Source organism: uncultured Psychroserpens sp. (genome assembly GCF_947503375.1).
Lineage (GTDB): Bacteria > Bacteroidota > Bacteroidia > Flavobacteriales > Flavobacteriaceae > Psychroserpens.
Genome location: NZ_CANNDQ010000005.1, coordinates 117,870 through 137,893, shown reverse-complemented (window position 1 = coordinate 137,893; position 20,024 = coordinate 117,870). Strand labels below are relative to the sequence as shown.

The window sequence follows — 20,024 nt, the reverse complement described above, 5'->3', positions numbered from 1 at the left end:
ATCAATTAAAATAAAACACATAGATTATGAAAAAATTAATGTTTATCGCTATTGCTTTAATCACTTTAAGCACCTTAGCTCAAGACAAAAGGCGTGAAGACTCAAATGAATTTCACAAACAAAAGGCATTCCATAAAGATTTAACTCCTGAAGAAATCGCAACATTGAAGACAAAGAAAATGACTCTACATTTAGATCTTACAGATGATCAACAATCGAAAGTCAAGGTGCTTGCGCTTAATGAAGCTAAGATTAGAAAGGAAAAAATGGAAGCTCACGAGAAAAAATCTAACACAGAAACCGCTCAAGACCTTTCCAAAGACGAGTATTACAAATTATTAAATGAAAAATTAGATCGTCAAATCGAGATAAAAAAACAAATGAAAGTAATACTTGATGACGAACAATACGAAAAATGGGAAAAGTCACTATCAGAAAAGAAATTTAGAAAACGTAAAAGAGGCTCAAAAGAAAAATCTAAAAAAGAACATTAAGCAGGTAGATTAGTTTAGTTTAGTTTTAAAAAGGCATTGGTTTTTGAATCAGTGCTTTTTTATTTGCCATTTTAAATTAAAAATTATTAATTTAGTGACTTAAATTACCTTTCAAAAAATCATGATGATGAAAAAATTAATTACTCTATGCGTTTTTACACTTGCCCTATTGTTTAGTTCTCAAGGACTAAATGCTCAAAGTAAAATAGAAATAAATGGTGCAGCTTCAGAAAAAGCTAAAGAACTACGAAGTGTTATTAAATTTAACAACACTCAATTAGAACAGGTTTATCAAGCATACAAAGTATACGAAACAACCTATCAAACTATTAACAACGATTTAGAAGCTAACAAAAAGTTATATGACAAAATCAATGTTGATTTAGACAATAGACTGAAAGAAATTTTTAATGAAGAGCAATATGATACTTATATCGCTATATATAGAAATGAGAATCAAAATCCTTAAATGAATACCACATATAAAAAAGCCTGTTTTATTAAAGCAGGCTTTTTTTATATCATAATGTTTCAGCCACTTTTCTAACAGCAGCTATTGTTTCATCAAGGTCTTTATAAGACAATGCATCAGTGATAAACCAAGTTTCAAAAGCACTAGGTGCAATATAAATACCTTCATTCAACATTCCATGAAAAAAATGTTTGAATGTATCGTTATTTCCTCTAGCTGAACTTTCAAAATCAACAACTGCTTCCTCAGCAAAATGTATAGAGATCATAGAACCTACTCTATTGATCGTGTGCTTGACTCCTAAATCATTTAGTGCTTCTGTACATCCTTTATGCAAATATTTGGTTTTTTTTGATAAACGGTCAAATAAGTCCTTTTGAGCATTAATAGCCTTCAGCATTGCTAGTCCTGCTGCCATCGCCAATGGATTACCACTCAAAGTACCTGCTTGATAAACACTCCCTAGAGGCGCCAAATGATTCATAATTTCATTTCGAGCTGCAAAAGCACCAACAGGCAAACCTCCACCTATTACTTTCCCAAAGCATACAATATCTGCATTAACGCCATATAACTCTTGACATCCACCTTTGGCAAGCCTAAAACCCGTCATAACCTCATCAAAAATCAACAAAATATTGTTGTTATCACATAAATCTCTAAGCGCACGTAGGAAATTATCCTTAGGAGGAATACAGCCCATATTCCCAGCCACTGGCTCCAAAATAACACATGCTATTTCATTTGAATTGGCCTCAATTAATGCTTTCACATGGTCAATATCATTATACCTTGCCAACAATGTATCTTTAGCAGTGCCTTGTGTTACACCAGGACTATTTGGACTACCAAAAGTAATAGCGCCACTTCCAGCTTGAATTAAAAACGCATCACTATGTCCATGATAACAACCTGCAAATTTTATCATCTTGTCTTTCTTTGTAAAACCTCTTGCTAAACGCACAGCGCTCATACAAGCTTCAGTGCCAGAGTTCACAAAGCGAATTTTATCAATATTTGGTACCATAGATACTGCCAACTCAGCAATATGTGTTTCAATCTCTGTAGGCATACCAAAAGAAGTGCCTTGTTTCGCTTTTTCTATAACAGCATCAACAACCGGTTCGTAGGCATGACCTAAAATCATTGGACCCCAAGAATTAATATAATCTATATACTTATTTCCATCTTCATCATAGATGTAAGCGCCTTTAGCAGATTTTGCAAAAATTGGAGTTCCTCCAACGGCTTTAAATGCTCTAACTGGAGAGTTCACACCACCTGGTATTACAGCTTCTGCCTGCTTGAACAGAGCACTGCTTCTTTTGTACAACATATTATTATTTTATAATGAGTATTTGACCAATAGACAAGTCATTACTTGTTAGGTTGTTTAAGCGCTTAATATTTTCTACCGTTGTATTATATAATTTAGATAAAGAATAGAGCGTATCTCCTTTGGCCACCTCATGATTATTTTGGTCTATGACTATTCTTTCTTTTGTTTGTCCTAAAACTTCATCATCAAAACGATACAGTTCAAAACGTTCTATTAGACTAATGAGCTTTTCAGGATATTTTCTATCTGTTGCATATCCAGCAGCTCTTAGTCCTTTGGCCCAAGCTTTATAATCATCTTCTTTTAGTTGGAATAATTTTGAATACCTGCCACGCGTGGTTAGAAACACTGAGTGATCTTCATAAGATGTCTTAGCATAGTTATATTTTCTGAAACACTCTTGAGACTTATCATCATCATGATAAATCTTAGCACCTGTCCAACCATGGCATTTAATTCCAAAATGATTGTTAGCTTCAACAGCCAAGCGGCCTTTACCTGATCCTGATTCTAAAATACCTTGTGCTAAGGTAATACTTGCTGGTATTTTATACTTTCGCATTTCTTCTTTAGCTATGACACTATAATTAGCTATATAAATCTCAGTTGCGTTAGCATACGAATTAGTTTTTGGAGTACTTGAAACTTCTCTTTTGGTTGTTTTAGGTGTTTCTGAGCGCGTAGAAATTTGCTCAGTTTTTTCTTTATCTCGCTTTTTTTTAGTTACAATTTTTCTTTTAGAACTACATCCAACAATTAAAAATGCAATCAAAAAAACAATACTAATATTCTTCATAAATTTTTAAACGATTATTGGCATATTTTGTTGTCTTAACTTCTCATTCATACCATCAATTCCTTGTAATCCACCTGTATGAATGGCTAAAATTTTTGACCCTTTTTTAAAATACCCTTTATCTAATAGGTCATAAATTCCAAACATCATTTTTCCAGTATAAATAGGATCTAAAGCTACTTTATGCCTAGATTTAAATTGATTTATAAAATGAACTAATTGCTCATTGATCTTAGCATAGCCTCCAAAATGATATTCTGAAATTAACTCCCAATTGGAATTATTTGCAAATTTAATGATTTCTTCTTGCAAAAAGTCTCCTTTTAACGCAGGAAAACCAATAATTTTTTGAGTATTGTAACTAGAGTTAATCAAACCCGAAATAGTACCACCAGTCCCTACGGGACAACAGATATAGTCAAATTTTTTATCAGCTACGGTTAAAATCTCTTCGCAGCCTTTTACAGCTAGAACATTAGTGCCTCCTTCAGGTATAAGGTAAAAATCTCCAAATTCATTGCGCAATTTCTCAATAAACAGTACATCAGTTTTGGTTCTATACTCATGTCTTGAAATAAATTTAAACGTCATACCACATTCCCTAGCGAAAGCTAATGTAGGGTTTAGTTTAGCACTATTAACTAACTCTTCACCTCTAATAACACCTATAGTCTCAAAGCCGTATTCTTTTCCTGCGTAAGCTACCGCTGCAATATGATTTGAAAAGGCGCCACCAAACGTCAATAAAACATTTTTTTTTAGCCGCTTAGCTTCCTTAAGATTATACTTTAATTTTCTAAGTTTATTCCCAGAAATGAATTCATGATTAAGATATTCTGGTTTTATAAACACATGATTATCAATAACAATAAGTGTTTTATCCATATTATATAACCGTTTAACAAAATTTTTAATAAATATTAAAAATTTTGTTAAAACTATGTATTTTTTATTACATTAGTCGGTAATTCAATCCCAATCATATTAGAACTTTTTCTGCTTATCACTTTGTCTTATGCACAAGCATAGCAAAGGAATGAAAACATTTTCTATTATGATTAAAAAATTACATTCTTCGAGTCTAACAATAACTCTATTACTTTGCTTTTTTAATACAGGATTAACTTGGTCTCAATCTGCTTCTAACTGCATTAATGATTATTCAGCACAGGTTAATAAACTTGAATCTGAAAGTTCCGCTATTGATGATATTGAAATCATTTTAGACTTTTCACAATCTGAACATAAGGAATCTGTTAGTTTGAAAATTGAAATTCAACCACTAAATGAATGCTGGAAACAATTAGAAGGTTCTGATAGATCTGAAAGTATAACTCAATCTATTAATGAGCTTAATAATTATCAGGGGAAATTAAGGTTGAAGTTTGATACTTATAATACTAAATGTTTCAAATGGCGCGCCATTATCAAAAACACAGATAATGGATGTGAAACCAGCTCTGAATGGGCATTTTCAAGCTTTTTGTAACCTTCAAAAAAAATATTGTGATGAGAAACATTACGCTACTATTAATATTTTGCTCTATAATTCAAAACAGCTATAGTCAAGGTACTTCGGTTACTACTGCAGAACCATTTTGCTCTGGAGGATCAGAATTGGTTTTTCCAAATATTTCAGGTCAACCAGATGCAACCGATGTAGGTTGTCTTGGTTCAATCCCTAATGCAGCCTATTATTATTTAACTGTTGACCAGCCAGGTGATTTGATATTTACTATTTCACAGGAAGATACAGGTGGTAATCCAATAGATGTTGATTTTATAGCTTGGGGGCCTTTTGCCAGCATTGCTGCTGCTGATGCTGCTATTACACTAACTGACTGTCCAACTTGTCCAAATAACACAACAAACCCAACTTTTTACCCTTATGCTCCAGATAATATAGTTGACTGTAGTTATGACATAGCTCCAACAGAATCGTTGACTATCCCTGGTGCTACATCTGGAGAAATATATGTTGTTTTAATAACCAACTTTAACGGTTCTGCTGGCACAATCTCTTTACAGCAAACAAGCGGAACAGGAACAACGAGCTGCAATGGGATACCTACATGTGGTGGAAATTACACTGATAGTGGTGGAGATACTGGCAGCTATTCAAATAATGAGAACAATACTACTACAATATACCCTTCTGTAACTGGTGGCATTGTTACTGTTAATTTTACCAGTTTTAACGTTGCTGCTGGAGATGTTTTAACAGTCTATAATGGGCCAACTGATGCTTCTCCAAGTTTAGGCACTGTAACTAGTGCACCTGCTTCATTCACATCCACTGATGCTTCAGGCGCTTTAACTTTTGTATTTACTAGTAATGCTTCAGGTGTTGCTGCAGGTTGGGAATCTGATGTTACTTGTACTATTCCTCCAACTTGTGGCTCTTCATTTTATGATAGTGGCGGATTATCTGGAAATTATTCAAATAACGAAAATCAAATTAGTACATTTTATCCGGACACACCTGGAGATGCGTTAACAATCAACTTTACGGCATTTGACCTTGAAAATAATTTTGATTACTTATATGTTTATAATGGACCTAATGTAACATCACCTATTCTTGATATTCTAACCGGGAATGCTGTAGCTCCTATCTCTTTCACCTCTACTGATCCTTCAGGCGCTTTGACATTTAGGTTTACAAGTGATTTTTCTAACGTGAATTCAGGTTGGGAATCAAACATAACATGCGCTCCTTATGTTCCTCCTGTTGTATGTGGATCTACATTTTATGACAGTGGAGGCGTAGCTTCAAATTACTTTAATAATGAAAATACAACAACAACATTGGTTCCGGATAACGCTAATGGGTATCCAGTAACCGTTACATTCACTAGCTTTGATTTAGAATCCTGTTGTGATTCATTAACCGTTTATGATGGTCCAGATGCTACGTCTCCAAGTTTGGGAACTTACACTGGAACCGGTATTCCTGGTCCATTTACCTCGAGTCATGCAAGTGGTGCGTTAACTTTTGTCTTTACTAGCGACATATCTATAACAGGTTCTGGTTGGTCTGCAGATATAACTTGTGTTGACCCATGCAACCTTATAATAACAGATACCATATATCCTTTAGGTGCAGACTCATGCAATCTAGATTACACAGAACTTACTACAAACGCACCAATACCTGGACCAACGAACACGGTTTTTCTAGAAGAATTTAATAGTGTAAATATGCCAGCAGGTTGGACCATTGTAAACGAAACTACTAATACAGAGTGGGTCATAGCTACAACCAACAATGCTGGTGGAATAGCGAACGAAGCTGTACTAGAGTGGAGTTCAGGGTTTGATATTGGAACATGGTCATTGACATCACCTTTAATAGATATTACAGGTGCGACAGGCTTAATGCTAGAATATAAACAAGAATTAGACCATTGGAGCAGTTTCTATCCATATTCATTATTCGTTGAAACCTCAACTGATAATACTGTTTGGACGGTTCAAAATTCGACGATTAACCCAACTAATGATATAGCAGCTAGCACAGTAAATATTGATATTTCTGCTTTAGATGGAAACACTTCTCTTTACATAAGATTTCGGTTTACTGGAGAGGCTTTTGGTATATTTTCGTGGTCTATTGATGATGTTTTAGTGACCTCAATTGGTGCAGGAGGAACCCCAGAAATTACTTGGACTCCTATAACTGGACTGTATACTGATGCTACTCTTACCACACCTTATGTAGCTGGTGATTTTGCAGGTACAGTATATGCCGCTCCAAATGGATTTATGACCTATCAAGCAGAAGATCAAAACAACTGTACAGATACGGCAGATGTTCAACATGATAAGAAAATATGGAATGGTTCTGATCCAGCTGATGGTACCAACTGGTATGTAGCAGATAATTGGACGCCTGTAGGCGTCCCAACAAACACCAATTGTGTGGTAATTCCTGATCCTGCTTCAAGCAATGGTAATTCACCAATTGCAGATATCATAAACTTAATTCCGCTTCCACCTCAGCCAGCTTTAGCTAGAAATTTAACTGTACAAGCCAACGGTTTTCTTGAAATCGAATCTGATACTAGTATTGAAGTTGTTGACTGGATCAATGTTAATGCCAACGGAACATTACTGTTAAGAGACAGTTCTAGCCTTATACAGATTACTGAAGGAGCTGCAAACACCAACAACAACACTGGAAACATAAATATGCAACGCTCTGTTAGTAACTTGAATGCAATCGACTATGTATATTGGTCGTCACCAGTTGAAAATTTTAACGTGGAACTTATATCGCCTAACACAGCACTTGGACTAATATGGAAATGGCTTCCCACACAAACAGCAGGTGGAGGCATTGGAAATCATGGCGATTGGAGAAATCCAGCAGCAAATGAACAAATGCCAGTAGGCGCAGGTTATATTGTTAGAGATTTAGGAGGAGCTACACTCATTCCTAATACACCTGCTCTTCCTACAAATACTACTGAATTCGTCGGAAGACCAAATAATGGTGTGTTAACCTATCCAATATCTAGAGGCACTCACTTAATTACTGATGGCGATTATACTGGAGATAATGGAGTTGTTAACGGAACAACACACCAAGATGACAATTGGAATCTTGTTGGAAACCCTTTTCCTTCAGCTATATCCTATGTTCAATTCATGAACGCAAATAGCACTATTATTGATGGAACTATTTATTTATGGACACATCAAAATGCACCTAGCGCAATTGCAAGTCCTTTCTATGAAAACTTCATATATAACTACAGCGATGATTATATCGATAATAATTATACAGGCTCAAACCCTCCAGGTTTCAATGGGAATATTGCATCAGGTCAAGCTTTCTTTGTACAAATGTTAGATACAGGTGGTACAACTGAAAACCTAACGTTCAATAATAGTATGAGAAGTTCTACAAATGACAATAGTCAATTCTATAGAAATTCAAGTTCAAATTCTAATACCATTGAACGACATAGAATATGGCTGGATCTAATTACTGCAAATGACCAAGCCACTTCTACTTTAGTCGGTTATGTTGAAGGAGCTACTAACCAAAAAGATCAACTTTTTGATGGTTACGATTTTGAAGGATATTATACTAGCTTTTATTCTATTATTGATAATGAGAAAATGGCCATTCAAGGTAGGGCTTTACCTTTTGTCGACACAGATACTGTTCCTATGGGAATTATAGTTTCTCAAGCAGGAAATTACTCTATAGCAATCAATACGTTAGATGGATTATTTGAAAGTACAGGTCAAGACATTTATATTGAAGATACTTATAACAACATTATTCATGATTTAAGACTTACACCATATAGCTTCACTACTGAAAGTGGTACATTTAATGATCGCTTTATTTTAAGATATACTAATGATACATTAAGCCTTAATCAAAATGAAATAGAAAAAGAGATAACTATCATAGCTCCTAATGGGAACTATATAAAAGTAAATTCTACCAGACATATTATTGATTCTGTTACAATCTATGATGTAATAGGAAGAACTCTATTTGATAAAGAAAATATTAATTCAAATGAAGTTATCATTGAAGACAATAACCTTTCTAATGGTACTTACATCGTTAAAGCGACTACAAGTAATGGATCATCAAAAACCCAAAAGGTAGTACTTAACCATTGATGTTTTTAGAGATATTTTATAAAACTCCAAAAAGGCCTAATTTTTAAATAATTAAGGTCTTTTTCTTTTAAATAAGCTTCTCGTTCAAAAGCTAAATTCTTATATGCAAGATACCAATTTCGATATCTAATCAAACGTATTAAAAACTCGATCGTATACCACAAATAAAACAAAATAATGAGTAATTCTAATTGTTGTCTAAGATGAATTTTCTCATGGTTAATCAATAAAGCGTTTTTTTTCAAATGTCTATATTTTAAAAACACAAACGGGAATAACGTAATTCCTATATATCCTTTTGGGACAATATATTTAGAGATCAAAATCATATTTTCAAGCATTCAAAAATCAATCCAATTTTACATTATCTTTGTAAGATATGAAGAAAATCATTCCTTTAGAAGCAGGCGATTATTATTTAACGCCTGAAGGCTATAGATGCTTCACTGAACAGTATCATTTAAAAAGAGGCTACTGCTGTGAAAGTGGTTGTAGACATTGCCCATATGGATTTAATAAAAACACATTAAAAAAAAAGTAATGCAAGCAATACGTTTATCATTCCAAGAGCAAATAAAAGAAGGAATACCAAGTATATTACCTCAGCCAAAACCTTTTGACCCTTCAATTAATCATGCACCAAATCGAAAAGATATTCTTAGTAATGAAGAAAAAAAATTAGCTCTAAAAAATGCATTGCGCTATTTTGATAAATCACATCATAACGAGTTGCTTCCTGAGTTCAAGAATGAACTAGAAACTTATGGAAGAATATACATGTATCGTTTTAGACCAGATTACAAAATGTATGCAAGACCTATTGATGAGTATCCAGCAAAGTCAAAACAAGCTGCTGCAATTATGCTAATGATTCAGAACAACTTAGACTATGCAGTTGCTCAACATCCACATGAATTAATTACTTATGGTGGAAATGGAGGTGTGTTTTCTAATTGGGCGCAATATCTATTAACTATGAAGTATCTGTCTGAAATGAATAATGATCAAACCTTAGTTATGTATTCTGGACATCCAATGGGATTATTTCCAAGCCATAAAGACGCTCCAAGAGTTGTAGTAACAAATGGTATGATGATACCTAATTATTCAAAACCCGATGATTGGGAAAAGTTTAATGCACTAGGTGTAACACAGTACGGTCAAATGACAGCTGGAAGTTATATGTACATTGGCCCACAAGGTATTGTACACGGCACAACAATAACCGTCTTGAATGGATTTAGAAAAATAAAAAAAGAGCCTAAGGGCGGATTGTTTCTTACTTCAGGATTGGGCGGAATGTCTGGTGCTCAACCCAAAGCTGGAAATATAGCTGGCTGCATTACTGTTTGTGCAGAAGTAAACCCTAAAATTGCTCAATTGCGTTTAGACCAAGGTTGGATAGATGAAAAAATCAATAATTTAGATGAATTAGTTAATCGTGTAAAAAAGGCTAAGGTAGAAAATGAAACCGTTTCTATAGCATATTTAGGTAATATAGTTAATGTTTGGGAAAAATTTCACAGAGAACAGATTCATGTCGATTTAGGAAGCGATCAAACATCACTTCACAATCCTTGGGCTGGTGGGTATTACCCAGTTGACATTTCATTTGAAGAAGCTAACGAGATGATGTCTAACAACCCAAAACTATTCAAGGAAAAAGTACAAAAAACTTTAAGGCGCCATGCTGCGGCTATAAACAAACATACTAAAAAAGGCACTTACTTTTTTGATTATGGCAATGCGTTTCTATTAGAAGCCTCTCGTGCAGGAGCAGATGTCATGGCAGAGAATGCTATAGATTTTAGATATCCAAGCTATGTTCAAGATATCATGGGACCTATGTGTTTTGATTATGGTTTTGGCCCTTTTCGTTGGGTTTGTGCTTCTGGAGATCCAGCTGATTTACAAAAAACTGATATGATTGCTTGTGATGTTCTAGAAGAAATAAGAAAAAATTCTCCCAAGGAAATTCAACAACAAATGGCTGATAATATCCAATGGATAAAAGGTGCACAAGAAAACAAATTAGTGGTCGGCTCGCAGGCAAGAATTTTATATGCAGATGCTGAAGGGCGAATGAAAATAGCAAAAGCGTTTAATGATGCTATAAAAGACAAGAATATTGGTCCAGTAATATTAGGTAGAGATCATCACGATGTTTCTGGCACAGATTCGCCATATCGTGAAACTAGTAATATTTATGATGGTTCACGCTATACTGCAGACATGGCAATTCATAATGTTATTGGAGATAGTTTCAGAGGTGCTACGTGGGTAAGCATACATAATGGTGGAGGTGTCGGCTGGGGCGAAGTCATTAATGGTGGATTTGGTATGGTTCTTGATGGTAGTATTGATGCCGAAAGACGCTTAAAATCTATGTTATTTTGGGATGTGAATAATGGCATCGCAAGGCGAAATTGGGCTAGAAATGAAGGTGCTATTTTCGCAATAAAACGTGCTATGGAAATCGAGCCTAACTTGAAAGTAACCCTACCTAATATGGTTGATGAAAATTTACTGAACTCATTATAATAAAAAAAGAAAAATACTATGAAAAAATTGCTAAACATTATACCTATTGTGCTTGTAGCTTTGGTATTAAACTCGTGCAGCTCTGTAAAAGTAGCTGCTGATTATGATAAGAATGCTGACTTTAAATCATACAAAACGTTTGCTTTCTTTAAAACAGGAATAGATAAAGCTGAAATAAGCGACCTTGATAAACGTAGAATTCTCCGTGCAATTGAAGGCGAACTCCTAGCAAAAGGTTTTACAAAATCTGAAAATCCTGATATTTTAATTAGCATATTTACCAAATCACAACAACGTGTCGATGTATATAACAATGCCTGGGGCTTTGGTGGCTGGGGCTGGGGAGGCTTTGGCCCTTGGGGTGGTTTTGGTCCTGGTTGGGGCTGGGGTTGGAACAACCAACCTATGGTGTCTACCAGATCTGAAGGAACTCTTTTTGTTGACTTAATTGATGCTAACAAAAAAGAATTGATATGGCAAGGAATGGGCACTGGCTTTATTTCTCAAAATGTAGAAAAAAAAGAGGCACGAATTAGGGAGTTTGTCTCTAAAATCATGGAAAAATATCCTCCAGAGATTAACCAATAAGAAGATATCATAAAAAAGCGTCAAGATTAATCTTGACGCTTTTTTTTAAATCAACCTCTAGTTTTAAGCTTCATATATAAAAGCTTATATTTGCCGACTTTTAAGTACAAGTATTATGATATTAGGTCAAAAAACTAGAAAAAACTTCACCCAAAATCCAAAAAATGATATTCTTTCAGGATTAACAGTAGCGCTAGCATTAGTACCAGAAGCTGTTGCTTTTGCATTTGTTGCTGGAGTAGACCCATTAGTCGGTCTTTATGGTGCTTTCATGATGGGTATAGTAACAGCGCTTTTTGGTGGTAGACCTGGAATGATTTCTGGAGCTACAGGAGCTATGGCAGTAGTAATGGTGCACCTAATTCAAAAAGGGAATCAAGTAGGTGTTAGCCTAGATACTCCAATTGAAAACCTAGGCCTTCAATGGTTATTCATTACGCTTCTTTTTGTAGGAGTCATTCAAATACTCGCAGGCATTTTCAAATTAGGTAAATTTGTTCGCCTTATTCCTCATCCAGTAATGATGGGATTTGTTAATGGATTAGCTATAGTTATTTTTCTTTCGCAACTAGGTTTATTTCCTAATGCTGTACCTAAAGATATATCGTTTTGGTCAAGTACATCAGAATGGCTTTCGGCATTATTTACCAATTCGACTTTCTGGAAAATGATGGGTTTTATTGGTTTAACCATGGCAATTATGTATGGCTTACCAAAACTAACTAAAAAGATTCCTGCAGCTTTAATAGCCATTATAGTTGTTGCATGTATTACTATTTTTGGTGGTATTGAAATGAGTACTGTTGGCTCATTTATTAAAGATGGTGGTGGCGAAGGCTTACAAGGTGGATTGCCTACATTCCAAGATCAAATCTTTAACCTTTTTGGAACCATATCTGGACATTGGGGCTTGATATTCTCTACAGCCTTCATCCTAGCTGCCGTGGGCTTAATTGAATCATTAATGACGCTAAATCTTATTGATGAAATGACAGAAACAAGAGGTAATGGAAATAGAGAATGTATAGCGCAAGGTAGTGCAAATATGCTTAATGGTCTTTTTGGAGGAATGGGAGGATGTGCAATGATTGGACAATCTATAATAAATGTTGATTCTGGAGGGCGTGGTCGTTTATCTGGTGCTGTAGCTGCAATTGCATTGTTATGTTTTGTGCTTTTTGGAGCCCCATTGATAGAGCAAATCCCAATCGCGGCACTGGTTGGTGTAATGTTTATGGTAGTTATTGGCACGTTTGCTTGGAGTAGTTTCAGAATAATTAGGAAAATTCCTTTGTCTGATGCCATAGTACTAATAGCCGTTTCTGCTATTACTGTATGGCAAGACCTAGCTATTGCTGTAATTGCAGGTGTAATTATTTCTGCTCTTGTATTTGCTTGGAAAAACGCTACGATGATTAGAGCTCGTAAACGTATTCAACCTAATGGGACTAAAACCTACGAAATTTGGGGACCACTTTTCTTTGGCTCAATTCAAAACTTTAATTCTAAGTTTGATGTAAAAAATGATCCGCAGCATGTTGAAATAGATTTTGTTGAGTCTCGCGTAAGTGATCACTCTGCTTTAGAAGCCATATTTAATATGGTTAACAAATATGAAATAGAAGGAAAGACGATTAAATTAAAGCACTTAAGTGAAGATTGTAAGCGATTAATGTATAAGGCTAGCCCAAAATTTAAGGAAGTAATAATTGATGCTGTAGATGATCCTAGATATCATTTAGCAGCAGATCCTGAAAAATTCACTAAACCTTTATCTGAATATAACATATAAAAAAAGCGACTCATTCTGAGTCGCTTTTTTTATATTGCCTAGAATTTAATTTTTTCTTTTCGACATTCCCATGTAAGTTTCAAATTGTTCTTGGGTAAGAATATTTTTCATTTCAGTATCAATATAAGACTTCACTTTTGCTCTTGCATCTATTTTCTTCTGCTTATCTTCAATATTTTCAACACTAATTGCTTTATCCTCTACATTTTGTAAGAGTTTATAAACCGCAACTTGTTGTTTTTGACTTAACCTTAGTGATCTTGTTAAGTTGTCAGTCACTAATCTTGCGCTGCCCTTCGAACTTAATTGAGTTACAGATTGAAACTCATTATTCGTTCTTTCTTGACCGACAACAGATGTAGTACATAAAAGAAAAAATAAGGTCACACTTAAAAATAATAATTGTTTTTTCATGATTTAGCTGGATAAATTAAGACTTCAATATACAAAATTTGTACTATTTACAATTACATTACAATATCATTTTTCCATTCGTATGGTTCAGGAATATCAGTATCATCAATAAGCTGTCTGATGTCAATCTCAATACCTCTGCTCATATCAGTGATAGGCACATCATTTGGACCACCTTCAAACGGGTTTTCAGTATTTTCTCCAATAGCTTCCATGGTATGAAATACCCACGCAATTAAAGCGCTAAAAGGGACTGAGAACCAAACAAAGTGCTTTGCAATGTATTCTTGAACACGATGAGCAAAACTTAAATGTGTTTCATGCGTATCTAAATCTGTAAGCATGTGTGTTCCTATTTCTTCAAATCCTTCCATAATTCCGAATGGAAGTAATAAAATAAAGATCCAAACAAACATATAATTCAATGTTGCAAATTGACGTGGATATGGAAAATTTTTTATACGTTCACTTTTGCCTTGAAGTGTATATAACTCGACTAAAACATTTGCCATCTCCATATGTCTAAAATCTTCAATTAAACCTTCATTCATTAACTCTTTTAAACGCTTTGATTGAATTCCAATTAATTGAGACGCCTGATTTCCTTTGGCAGAAATTTCATTAAATTCTGTTGGTGTGAGATATGGTTTAATTGCTTCTTCTACAGGAATTTCATCTTCACACACTCTAAAAAAACTACTTCTAAATTCTCTGTTTGACTTTGTTTCTTTTAGGTGCATTTCCCAAGGTTTGTCTTCCCTTAATTGATAACGTAATGCCGTTAACCAAGCCACATGCCTATGTACTAATTCACGTTTTATTTCTTGTAATTCTTTTTCATTTAATTTAGATTTTGCATGTGTATTGGTAATAAAGTCCTTAACCATAATAGTCCAAGAACGTGAAGCATTTACAATGCCTCCCCAAATTTTCCGCGCTTCCCATAACCTATCATAAGAAGCATTGTTCTTAAAACTAACAATGAAAGCGACAGCAGTACCCAAAACACCTAGAGGCAACCATGGTACGTGTAACCATTTTAGACCAACAACATCAAATAAAACTACAGGTATGAGTGCTATAAATAAAAATAAGAATATATGCCTTCGAGTCCATTTTAAAACTCCTTTAACAGGAAATATGCGCCTTGTATACATAAACTAAATTTAGAAAATGTAAGATACAAAAAGCTAATAATTAAGCAATGCCATTATTTTTTGCTTTACTTTCTCTGTTGAAGGAATCATGGTTTGCTCTAGAGTTGAGTTTAAAGGTATTGCAGGCATGTTCTCACTACCAATAGTTGTTACTGGTGCATCTAGATACTTAAAGCATTCTTCCTGAATTTTTCCAGCTAAAGCTCTAGCAAAACTATTATTAGAAGGCTCTTCAGTTACCACTAAGCACTTACCTGTTTTCTTAACTGAAGTCATAATTGTGTCTTCATCGAGCGGAAATAAAGTTCTCAAATCTATGATTTCGATCTGATCTCTCATTCCTAATTCGCCTGAAGCATTATAAGCCCAATGCACACCCATACCGTAAGTAACAATCGTTATTGTTTCTAGGTCATCTTGTTTCCATATCTCTTGCAATAACCATGCTTTACCAAAAGGTAACACATAATCTTCAGAGGGTTCAACTGACGTTGCTGTTTGCGTACCAGGTACTTTTGACCAATACAGCCCTTTATGCTCCAAGATAACTACTGGATTTGGATCGTAATATGCTGCCTTCATTAAACCTTTTAAATCTGCTCCATTACTAGGATAGGCAATTTTAATACCACGAATATTTGTAATTACACTCTCAACAGAAGAGGAATGATAAGGCCCTCCACTTCCATAGGCTCCAATAGGTACCCTGAGAACCATACTCACTGGCCATTTGCCATTAGACAAGTAACAACTTCTACTTACCTCAGTAAATAATTGATTCAATCCAGGCCAAATATAATCTGCAAACTGTACCTCAACTATAGGTTTTAATCCTACAGCACTCATCCCAACGGTCGATCCAACTATAAAAGCTTCTTGTATTGGTGTATTAAACACACGGTTGTCACCAAACTTTTGCGCCAAGGTTGCCGCTTCTCTAAATACACCACCTAATCGTCCACCTACATCTTGTCCATAAAGTAAACATTCTTCATGTTTTCTCATTAACTCTTCAACAGCAAATAAAGCACAATCAACCATTACCACCTTATCAGCACCTTCAGGAACACGTGTCCCTTGTTCTTCAGTTATGGGTGTTGGCACAAAATCGTTAGTAAATAAATCTTCAGGCTTTGGATCTTCTGCTTTTAAAGCCTTTTTGAAGTCTTTTTCTACTTTCGCTTTTGCAAATTCTTCTATATTGTCAACTTCCTTTTTAGAAAAATTATTATCCAGCAATTGCTGTTTTAAAACGGGATATGGATCACGAGACCTGGCTTCGTCAAGGTCATCACGATACCATTCCATTCTTACTCCAGAAGTATGGTGATTCAATAGCGGAACCTTTGCATGAACAAGAAATGGTCGTCTTTCTTTCCTAATGGTTTTAATAACCTTCTCAATAGCTTGATAACTTTCTATAAAATTAGCACCATCAATAGAAATAGCCTCTAAGCCATAAAACCCTTGCGCATATTCATAAGCGTTTTGCGCTCTAGTTTCTTCTGCATTAGCAGAAATATCCCAACCATTATCTTGTATCAAATAGAGTATAGGCATTTGTTTTAAAGCAGCCATTTGAAAAGCTTCAGCAATTTCACCTTCGGTTACAGATGCATCACCTAAACTACATACTACTAATGGTAATTCTTTGATTGTTTTATCATCAAGCCCTTGAAGCTCTTTGTATTGCATTCCCATAGCAACACCAGTTGCTGGAATAGCTTGCATGCCAGTTGCAGAAGATTGATGAGGAATCTTTGGCTTATCATCATCTTTTAAACTCGGGTGCGAGTAATAAGTACGTCCACCCGAAAACGGATCTTCTCTCTTTGCTAACAACTGTAACATGAGATCGTAAGGTTTTAAGCCGAATGATAACAACATGGCATCATCTCTATAATATGGAAATGCATAATCTTGAGGTAATAATTGCATGCCTAAAGCAGTTTGAATAGCTTCATGCCCTCTAGAAGTGGCATGCACGTATTTAGACACTTGCTTAAAATTTAACTCATATAATTCTGCCATTGCTTTGGCAGTACAAAGGTTTGAAAACCCTTTTTTTAAGATCTCTTTATTCATAATAATTGCTACAAAGCAGGTATATCTTTTATTATATTTTTCTCTTCACATCAAAGTGTTCAAAATAATCAGCCACACGTCGAACGAAACTGCCGCCTAAAAAACCATCAACAACTCGATGATCAAAAGACAATGATAAATACATCATACTTCTAATAGCAATTTCATCTCCTTTTTTGGTAGTAATGACTTCAGGGCGTTTTTTTATAATACCTAAAGCTAGAATAGCTACTTCTGGTTGATTGATAATTGGTGTACCCATTACACTTCCAAAGGTTCCAACATTCGAAATTGTAAAGGTACTACCTTGAATATCATCGGCTTTCAAATTATTTTCTCTTGCTTTATTGGCAAGATCATTAACATCTGCAGCTAACGTTTTCAAATCTTTCGTATCAGCATTTTTAACTACAGGTACAATTAAGTTTCCGCTTGGCAAAGCAGTTGCCATTCCTATATTAATAGCTTCTTTTACGATAATATTCTTACCATCGACAGATGCATTGATATTTGGAAAATCTTTAATCGCTTTTGCAACTGCTTCTAAAAACAAAGGCGTAAATGTTAATCGTTCTCCATATTTATCTTGGAATGCTTTTTTATTGGCATTTCGCCAATGTACCATATTGGTCAGATCGGCTTCAACATAAGCCGTCACATGTGGTGAGGTGTGTTTAGAATACACCATATGATCAGCAATCATCTGGCGCATACGATCCATTTCAATCACCTTTCCTTTTCCTTTATCGAAATTTAATTGCGGAATACGATAGGCTGTTGGGTCTTGCTGAGTAATGGGTTGCGCAAACTTATATGGGCGCCCTTCTTCTATATACTGAAACACATCACTTTTACGTAGACGCCCTTCATGACCAGTTGCAGGAATTCTTGTCAACTCTTCAAAACTAATATGATGCTCTTTTGCTATTTTGATAATTAGTGGCGAAAAGAATGCATTGGTATTTGACACACTAAATCTTTCGGTAGACGACGCTATAGGTTCTAACCTTGACCGTTTAGATGCTTTTGGTTGTTCTTTTTTGACTGTTTTAAGTGCCTCTTTTTTTGCTTTAGTTTCCTTTTTAGAAGTTAGAATTTTACTACCATCTGTTTTAATAATAGCAATAGTTTCCCCTATCTTAATAACGTCATTTGCATCGTATAAGATTTCTTCAATAACTCCAGATACATTTGATGGCACTTCAGAATCTACTTTATCTGTAGCAACTTCAAGAAGCATTTCATCTTCTTCAATAGTATCTCCAACATTTTTAAACCATGTTATGATAGCGGCTTCGGTAATACTTTCGCCCAATTTGGGCATTTTAAATTCTACTTTTGTCATCTTATTTTTTCATAAAATCGCGAAGTGTTTTATAAACATCTTCTTGAACTTTCATATGATTAGGAACCACTCTTAAGGGCTCAACTTCTTTCAAACTCTCATAACATTCTGAAGGTAATTGTTGATATAATTCTGTGCCTTTGGTCTTCCAAGCTATCATTTGGTCACTTACCTGTTTAATTACCTTAGCCGGATTACCTACAACCAAACTTCGCTTTGGAATTTTAGTTTCAGCTTTTACAAAAGCCATTGCACCAACGATACATTCATCACCTATTTCGGCATCATCCATAATTACCGTATTCATACCTATAAGACAGTTTCTACCTAAATTAGCGCCATGAATAATAGCACCATGACCTACATGAGTACTTTCTTTTAATGTGATAGATTTACCAGGAAACATATGTACTGTACAGTTCTCTTGAACATTCACTCCATTTTCTAAAATGATTTGTCCCCAATCACCTCGAATAGCTGCACCTGGTCCGATGTAACAATTTTTTCCAATGATTACATTTCCAGTAACGGCAGCCAGAGGATGCACAAAACTACTTTCGTGAACCACTGGTATATATTCTTTAAAACTGTAAATCATTTTTATTTAAACCCTTTCAATTTTTCTTTTGTAAAATCACTCAATACTAATCGTCCACTTATTTGTGCACGTTCAGCCAAAAGCTGGTCCCAATCATCAGTGCCTTTCCAAAATACTTTTTTCATTTCTAACATAGCTTCAGTGTTATATGTACATAAATGCTCTGCAGTTGCTTTCACCGCTTCATCTAGTTCTTCTGTACTTTCATATACATAGGTAAATAAGCCTTTTTGTTTTGCCCATTCTGCTGGGTAGAAAGAATTAGCATCTATAGCAATTTGTGACATCGCACTTGATCCCATTTTACGCTCTATAGCTGGTCCAACCACAAATGGTCCAATACCAATATTGAGTTCACTTAATTTTATGGCTGCAAATTTTGTAGCCATGCAATAATCGGTTGAAGCTGCTAAACCAACACCTCCACCAACGGTTTTTCCTTGTATGCGCCCAATAATGAATTTTGGACATTTGCGCATCGCATTAATCACATTAGCAAAACCAGAAAAAAAGGCTTTCCCTGTTTCGGCATTATCTATATTGATTAACTCTTTAAAGCTCGCTCCTGCGCAAAATGTTCGGTCACCTCCACTTTTTAGTACAATCACTTTAATAGCATCATTTAGTCCAGCATTAGTTATTGTTTGAGCCAACTCGGCTAAGATGTCTCCAGGTAAAGAGTTATGAGCAGGATGAAAAAACTCAATGTATCCTACTTCATTTTCTATGGTTTGTTTTACGTATGGTTGTGTCATAA

17 protein-coding genes are annotated in these 20,024 nt (G+C 35.0%); 8 read left to right on the top strand and 9 right to left on the bottom strand.

Features of this window, described 5'->3' with window-relative positions:
- Window positions 1-26: 26 nt before the first annotated feature.
- Window positions 27-494 (top strand): hypothetical protein, encoded by a 468-nt coding sequence (locus Q0876_RS10010; protein WP_299227116.1) that lies wholly within the window; start codon window positions 27-29, stop codon window positions 492-494.
- A gap of 127 nt (window positions 495-621) precedes the next feature.
- Window positions 622-963, top strand: coding sequence for a hypothetical protein (locus tag Q0876_RS10005; RefSeq protein ID WP_299227113.1), 342 nt, complete (start codon window positions 622-624; stop codon window positions 961-963).
- A 52-nt stretch (window positions 964-1,015) separates the two neighbouring features.
- Here the strand turns inward: Q0876_RS10005 and hemL are convergent, their stop codons facing one another.
- Genes hemL through Q0876_RS09990 form a run of 3 tightly spaced genes read right to left on the bottom strand, consistent with a single transcriptional unit; the run spans window position 1,016 to window position 3,986 of the window.
- Window positions 1,016-2,302: a glutamate-1-semialdehyde 2,1-aminomutase gene (gene hemL, locus Q0876_RS10000; protein WP_299227110.1), complete on the bottom strand. Its 1,287-nt coding sequence runs from the start codon at window positions 2,300-2,302 to the stop codon at window positions 1,016-1,018.
- A 4-nt stretch (window positions 2,303-2,306) separates the two neighbouring features.
- Entirely contained in the window at window positions 2,307-3,101 is a 795-nt protein-coding gene (locus Q0876_RS09995) for a glucosaminidase domain-containing protein (RefSeq protein WP_299227107.1), read from the bottom strand.
- Between the two features lie 6 nt (window positions 3,102-3,107).
- Window positions 3,108-3,986, bottom strand: coding sequence for a 1-aminocyclopropane-1-carboxylate deaminase/D-cysteine desulfhydrase (locus Q0876_RS09990; protein WP_299227104.1), 879 nt, complete (start codon window positions 3,984-3,986; stop codon window positions 3,108-3,110).
- Window positions 3,987-4,155: 169 nt separating this feature from the next.
- On the opposite strand from Q0876_RS09990, the gene Q0876_RS09985 reads away from it, so the two are divergent.
- From Q0876_RS09985 to Q0876_RS09955, 6 genes are all read left to right on the top strand, one after another.
- Window positions 4,156-4,590, top strand: coding sequence for a hypothetical protein (locus Q0876_RS09985; RefSeq protein WP_299227102.1), 435 nt, complete (start codon window positions 4,156-4,158; stop codon window positions 4,588-4,590).
- Window positions 4,591-4,610: 20 nt separating this feature from the next.
- Window positions 4,611-8,747, top strand: a complete 4,137-nt coding sequence (locus Q0876_RS09980) for a CUB domain-containing protein (protein WP_299227100.1) — start codon at window positions 4,611-4,613, stop codon at window positions 8,745-8,747.
- A gap of 379 nt (window positions 8,748-9,126) precedes the next feature.
- Complete coding sequence (locus Q0876_RS09970) at window positions 9,127-9,288, top strand: DUF5522 domain-containing protein (RefSeq protein ID WP_299227094.1); 162 nt, start codon at window positions 9,127-9,129, stop codon at window positions 9,286-9,288.
- On the top strand, window positions 9,288-11,288 hold the full coding sequence (locus Q0876_RS09965) for a urocanate hydratase (protein WP_299227091.1): 2,001 nt from the start codon (window positions 9,288-9,290) through the stop codon (window positions 11,286-11,288). The genes Q0876_RS09970 and Q0876_RS09965 overlap by 1 nt, the downstream gene beginning before the upstream one ends.
- Window positions 11,289-11,306: 18 nt before the next feature.
- Window positions 11,307-11,876, top strand: a complete 570-nt coding sequence (locus tag Q0876_RS09960) for a DUF4136 domain-containing protein (protein ID WP_299227088.1) — start codon at window positions 11,307-11,309, stop codon at window positions 11,874-11,876.
- Between the two features lie 115 nt (window positions 11,877-11,991).
- The gene (locus tag Q0876_RS09955) at window positions 11,992-13,668 is read left to right on the top strand and encodes a SulP family inorganic anion transporter (RefSeq protein ID WP_299227085.1); all 1,677 of its coding nucleotides are present in this window, start codon (window positions 11,992-11,994) and stop codon (window positions 13,666-13,668) included.
- A 45-nt stretch (window positions 13,669-13,713) separates the two neighbouring features.
- Here the strand turns inward: Q0876_RS09955 and Q0876_RS09950 are convergent, their stop codons facing one another.
- Genes Q0876_RS09950 through Q0876_RS09925 form a run of 6 tightly spaced genes read right to left on the bottom strand, consistent with a single transcriptional unit; the run spans window position 13,714 to window position 20,022 of the window.
- On the bottom strand, window positions 13,714-14,082 hold the full coding sequence (locus Q0876_RS09950; protein WP_299227082.1) for a hypothetical protein: 369 nt from the start codon (window positions 14,080-14,082) through the stop codon (window positions 13,714-13,716).
- Between the two features lie 53 nt (window positions 14,083-14,135).
- On the bottom strand, window positions 14,136-15,239 hold the full coding sequence (locus Q0876_RS09945) for a bestrophin family protein (RefSeq protein WP_299227080.1): 1,104 nt from the start codon (window positions 15,237-15,239) through the stop codon (window positions 14,136-14,138).
- Window positions 15,240-15,272: 33 nt separating this feature from the next.
- Window positions 15,273-17,324 (bottom strand): thiamine pyrophosphate-dependent enzyme, encoded by a 2,052-nt coding sequence (locus tag Q0876_RS09940; RefSeq protein WP_299227078.1) that lies wholly within the window; start codon window positions 17,322-17,324, stop codon window positions 15,273-15,275.
- A 31-nt stretch (window positions 17,325-17,355) separates the two neighbouring features.
- Window positions 17,356-18,669, bottom strand: coding sequence for a dihydrolipoamide acetyltransferase family protein (locus Q0876_RS09935; RefSeq protein ID WP_299227075.1), 1,314 nt, complete (start codon window positions 18,667-18,669; stop codon window positions 17,356-17,358).
- Between the two features lies 1 nt (window position 18,670).
- The gene (locus Q0876_RS09930; protein WP_299227072.1) at window positions 18,671-19,267 is read right to left on the bottom strand and encodes a transferase hexapeptide repeat family protein; all 597 of its coding nucleotides are present in this window, start codon (window positions 19,265-19,267) and stop codon (window positions 18,671-18,673) included.
- Window positions 19,268-19,269: 2 nt separating this feature from the next.
- Entirely contained in the window at window positions 19,270-20,022 is a 753-nt protein-coding gene (locus Q0876_RS09925) for an enoyl-CoA hydratase/isomerase family protein (protein ID WP_299227069.1), read from the bottom strand.
- Between the last annotated feature and the right edge of the window lie 2 nt (window positions 20,023-20,024).

Bases quoted from the DNA above. Each gene is read 5' to 3' on its own strand.
- Q0876_RS09955 (WP_299227085.1), top strand. From the start codon at position 11,992: ATGATATTAGGTCAAAAAACTAGAAAAAACTTCACCCAAAATCCAAAA.
- Q0876_RS10005 (WP_299227113.1), top strand. From the start codon at position 622: ATGAAAAAATTAATTACTCTATGCGTTTTTACACTTGCCCTATTGTTT.
- Q0876_RS09930 (WP_299227072.1), bottom strand. From the start codon at position 19,267: ATGATTTACAGTTTTAAAGAATATATACCAGTGGTTCACGAAAGTAGT.
- Q0876_RS09965 (WP_299227091.1), top strand. From the start codon at position 9,288: ATGCAAGCAATACGTTTATCATTCCAAGAGCAAATAAAAGAAGGAATA.
- Q0876_RS09925 (WP_299227069.1), bottom strand. From the start codon at position 20,022: ATGACACAACCATACGTAAAACAAACCATAGAAAATGAAGTAGGATAC.
- Q0876_RS09945 (WP_299227080.1), bottom strand. From the start codon at position 15,239: ATGTATACAAGGCGCATATTTCCTGTTAAAGGAGTTTTAAAATGGACT.
- Q0876_RS10010 (WP_299227116.1), top strand. From the start codon at position 27: ATGAAAAAATTAATGTTTATCGCTATTGCTTTAATCACTTTAAGCACC.
- hemL (WP_299227110.1), bottom strand. From the start codon at position 2,302: ATGTTGTACAAAAGAAGCAGTGCTCTGTTCAAGCAGGCAGAAGCTGTA.
- Q0876_RS09940 (WP_299227078.1), bottom strand. From the start codon at position 17,324: ATGAATAAAGAGATCTTAAAAAAAGGGTTTTCAAACCTTTGTACTGCC.
- Q0876_RS09950 (WP_299227082.1), bottom strand. From the start codon at position 14,082: ATGAAAAAACAATTATTATTTTTAAGTGTGACCTTATTTTTTCTTTTA.
- Q0876_RS09980 (WP_299227100.1), top strand. From the start codon at position 4,611: ATGAGAAACATTACGCTACTATTAATATTTTGCTCTATAATTCAAAAC.
- Q0876_RS09960 (WP_299227088.1), top strand. From the start codon at position 11,307: ATGAAAAAATTGCTAAACATTATACCTATTGTGCTTGTAGCTTTGGTA.
- Q0876_RS09990 (WP_299227104.1), bottom strand. From the start codon at position 3,986: ATGGATAAAACACTTATTGTTATTGATAATCATGTGTTTATAAAACCA.
- Q0876_RS09935 (WP_299227075.1), bottom strand. From the start codon at position 18,669: ATGACAAAAGTAGAATTTAAAATGCCCAAATTGGGCGAAAGTATTACC.
- Q0876_RS09970 (WP_299227094.1), top strand. From the start codon at position 9,127: ATGAAGAAAATCATTCCTTTAGAAGCAGGCGATTATTATTTAACGCCT.
- Q0876_RS09985 (WP_299227102.1), top strand. From the start codon at position 4,156: ATGATTAAAAAATTACATTCTTCGAGTCTAACAATAACTCTATTACTT.
- Q0876_RS09995 (WP_299227107.1), bottom strand. From the start codon at position 3,101: ATGAAGAATATTAGTATTGTTTTTTTGATTGCATTTTTAATTGTTGGA.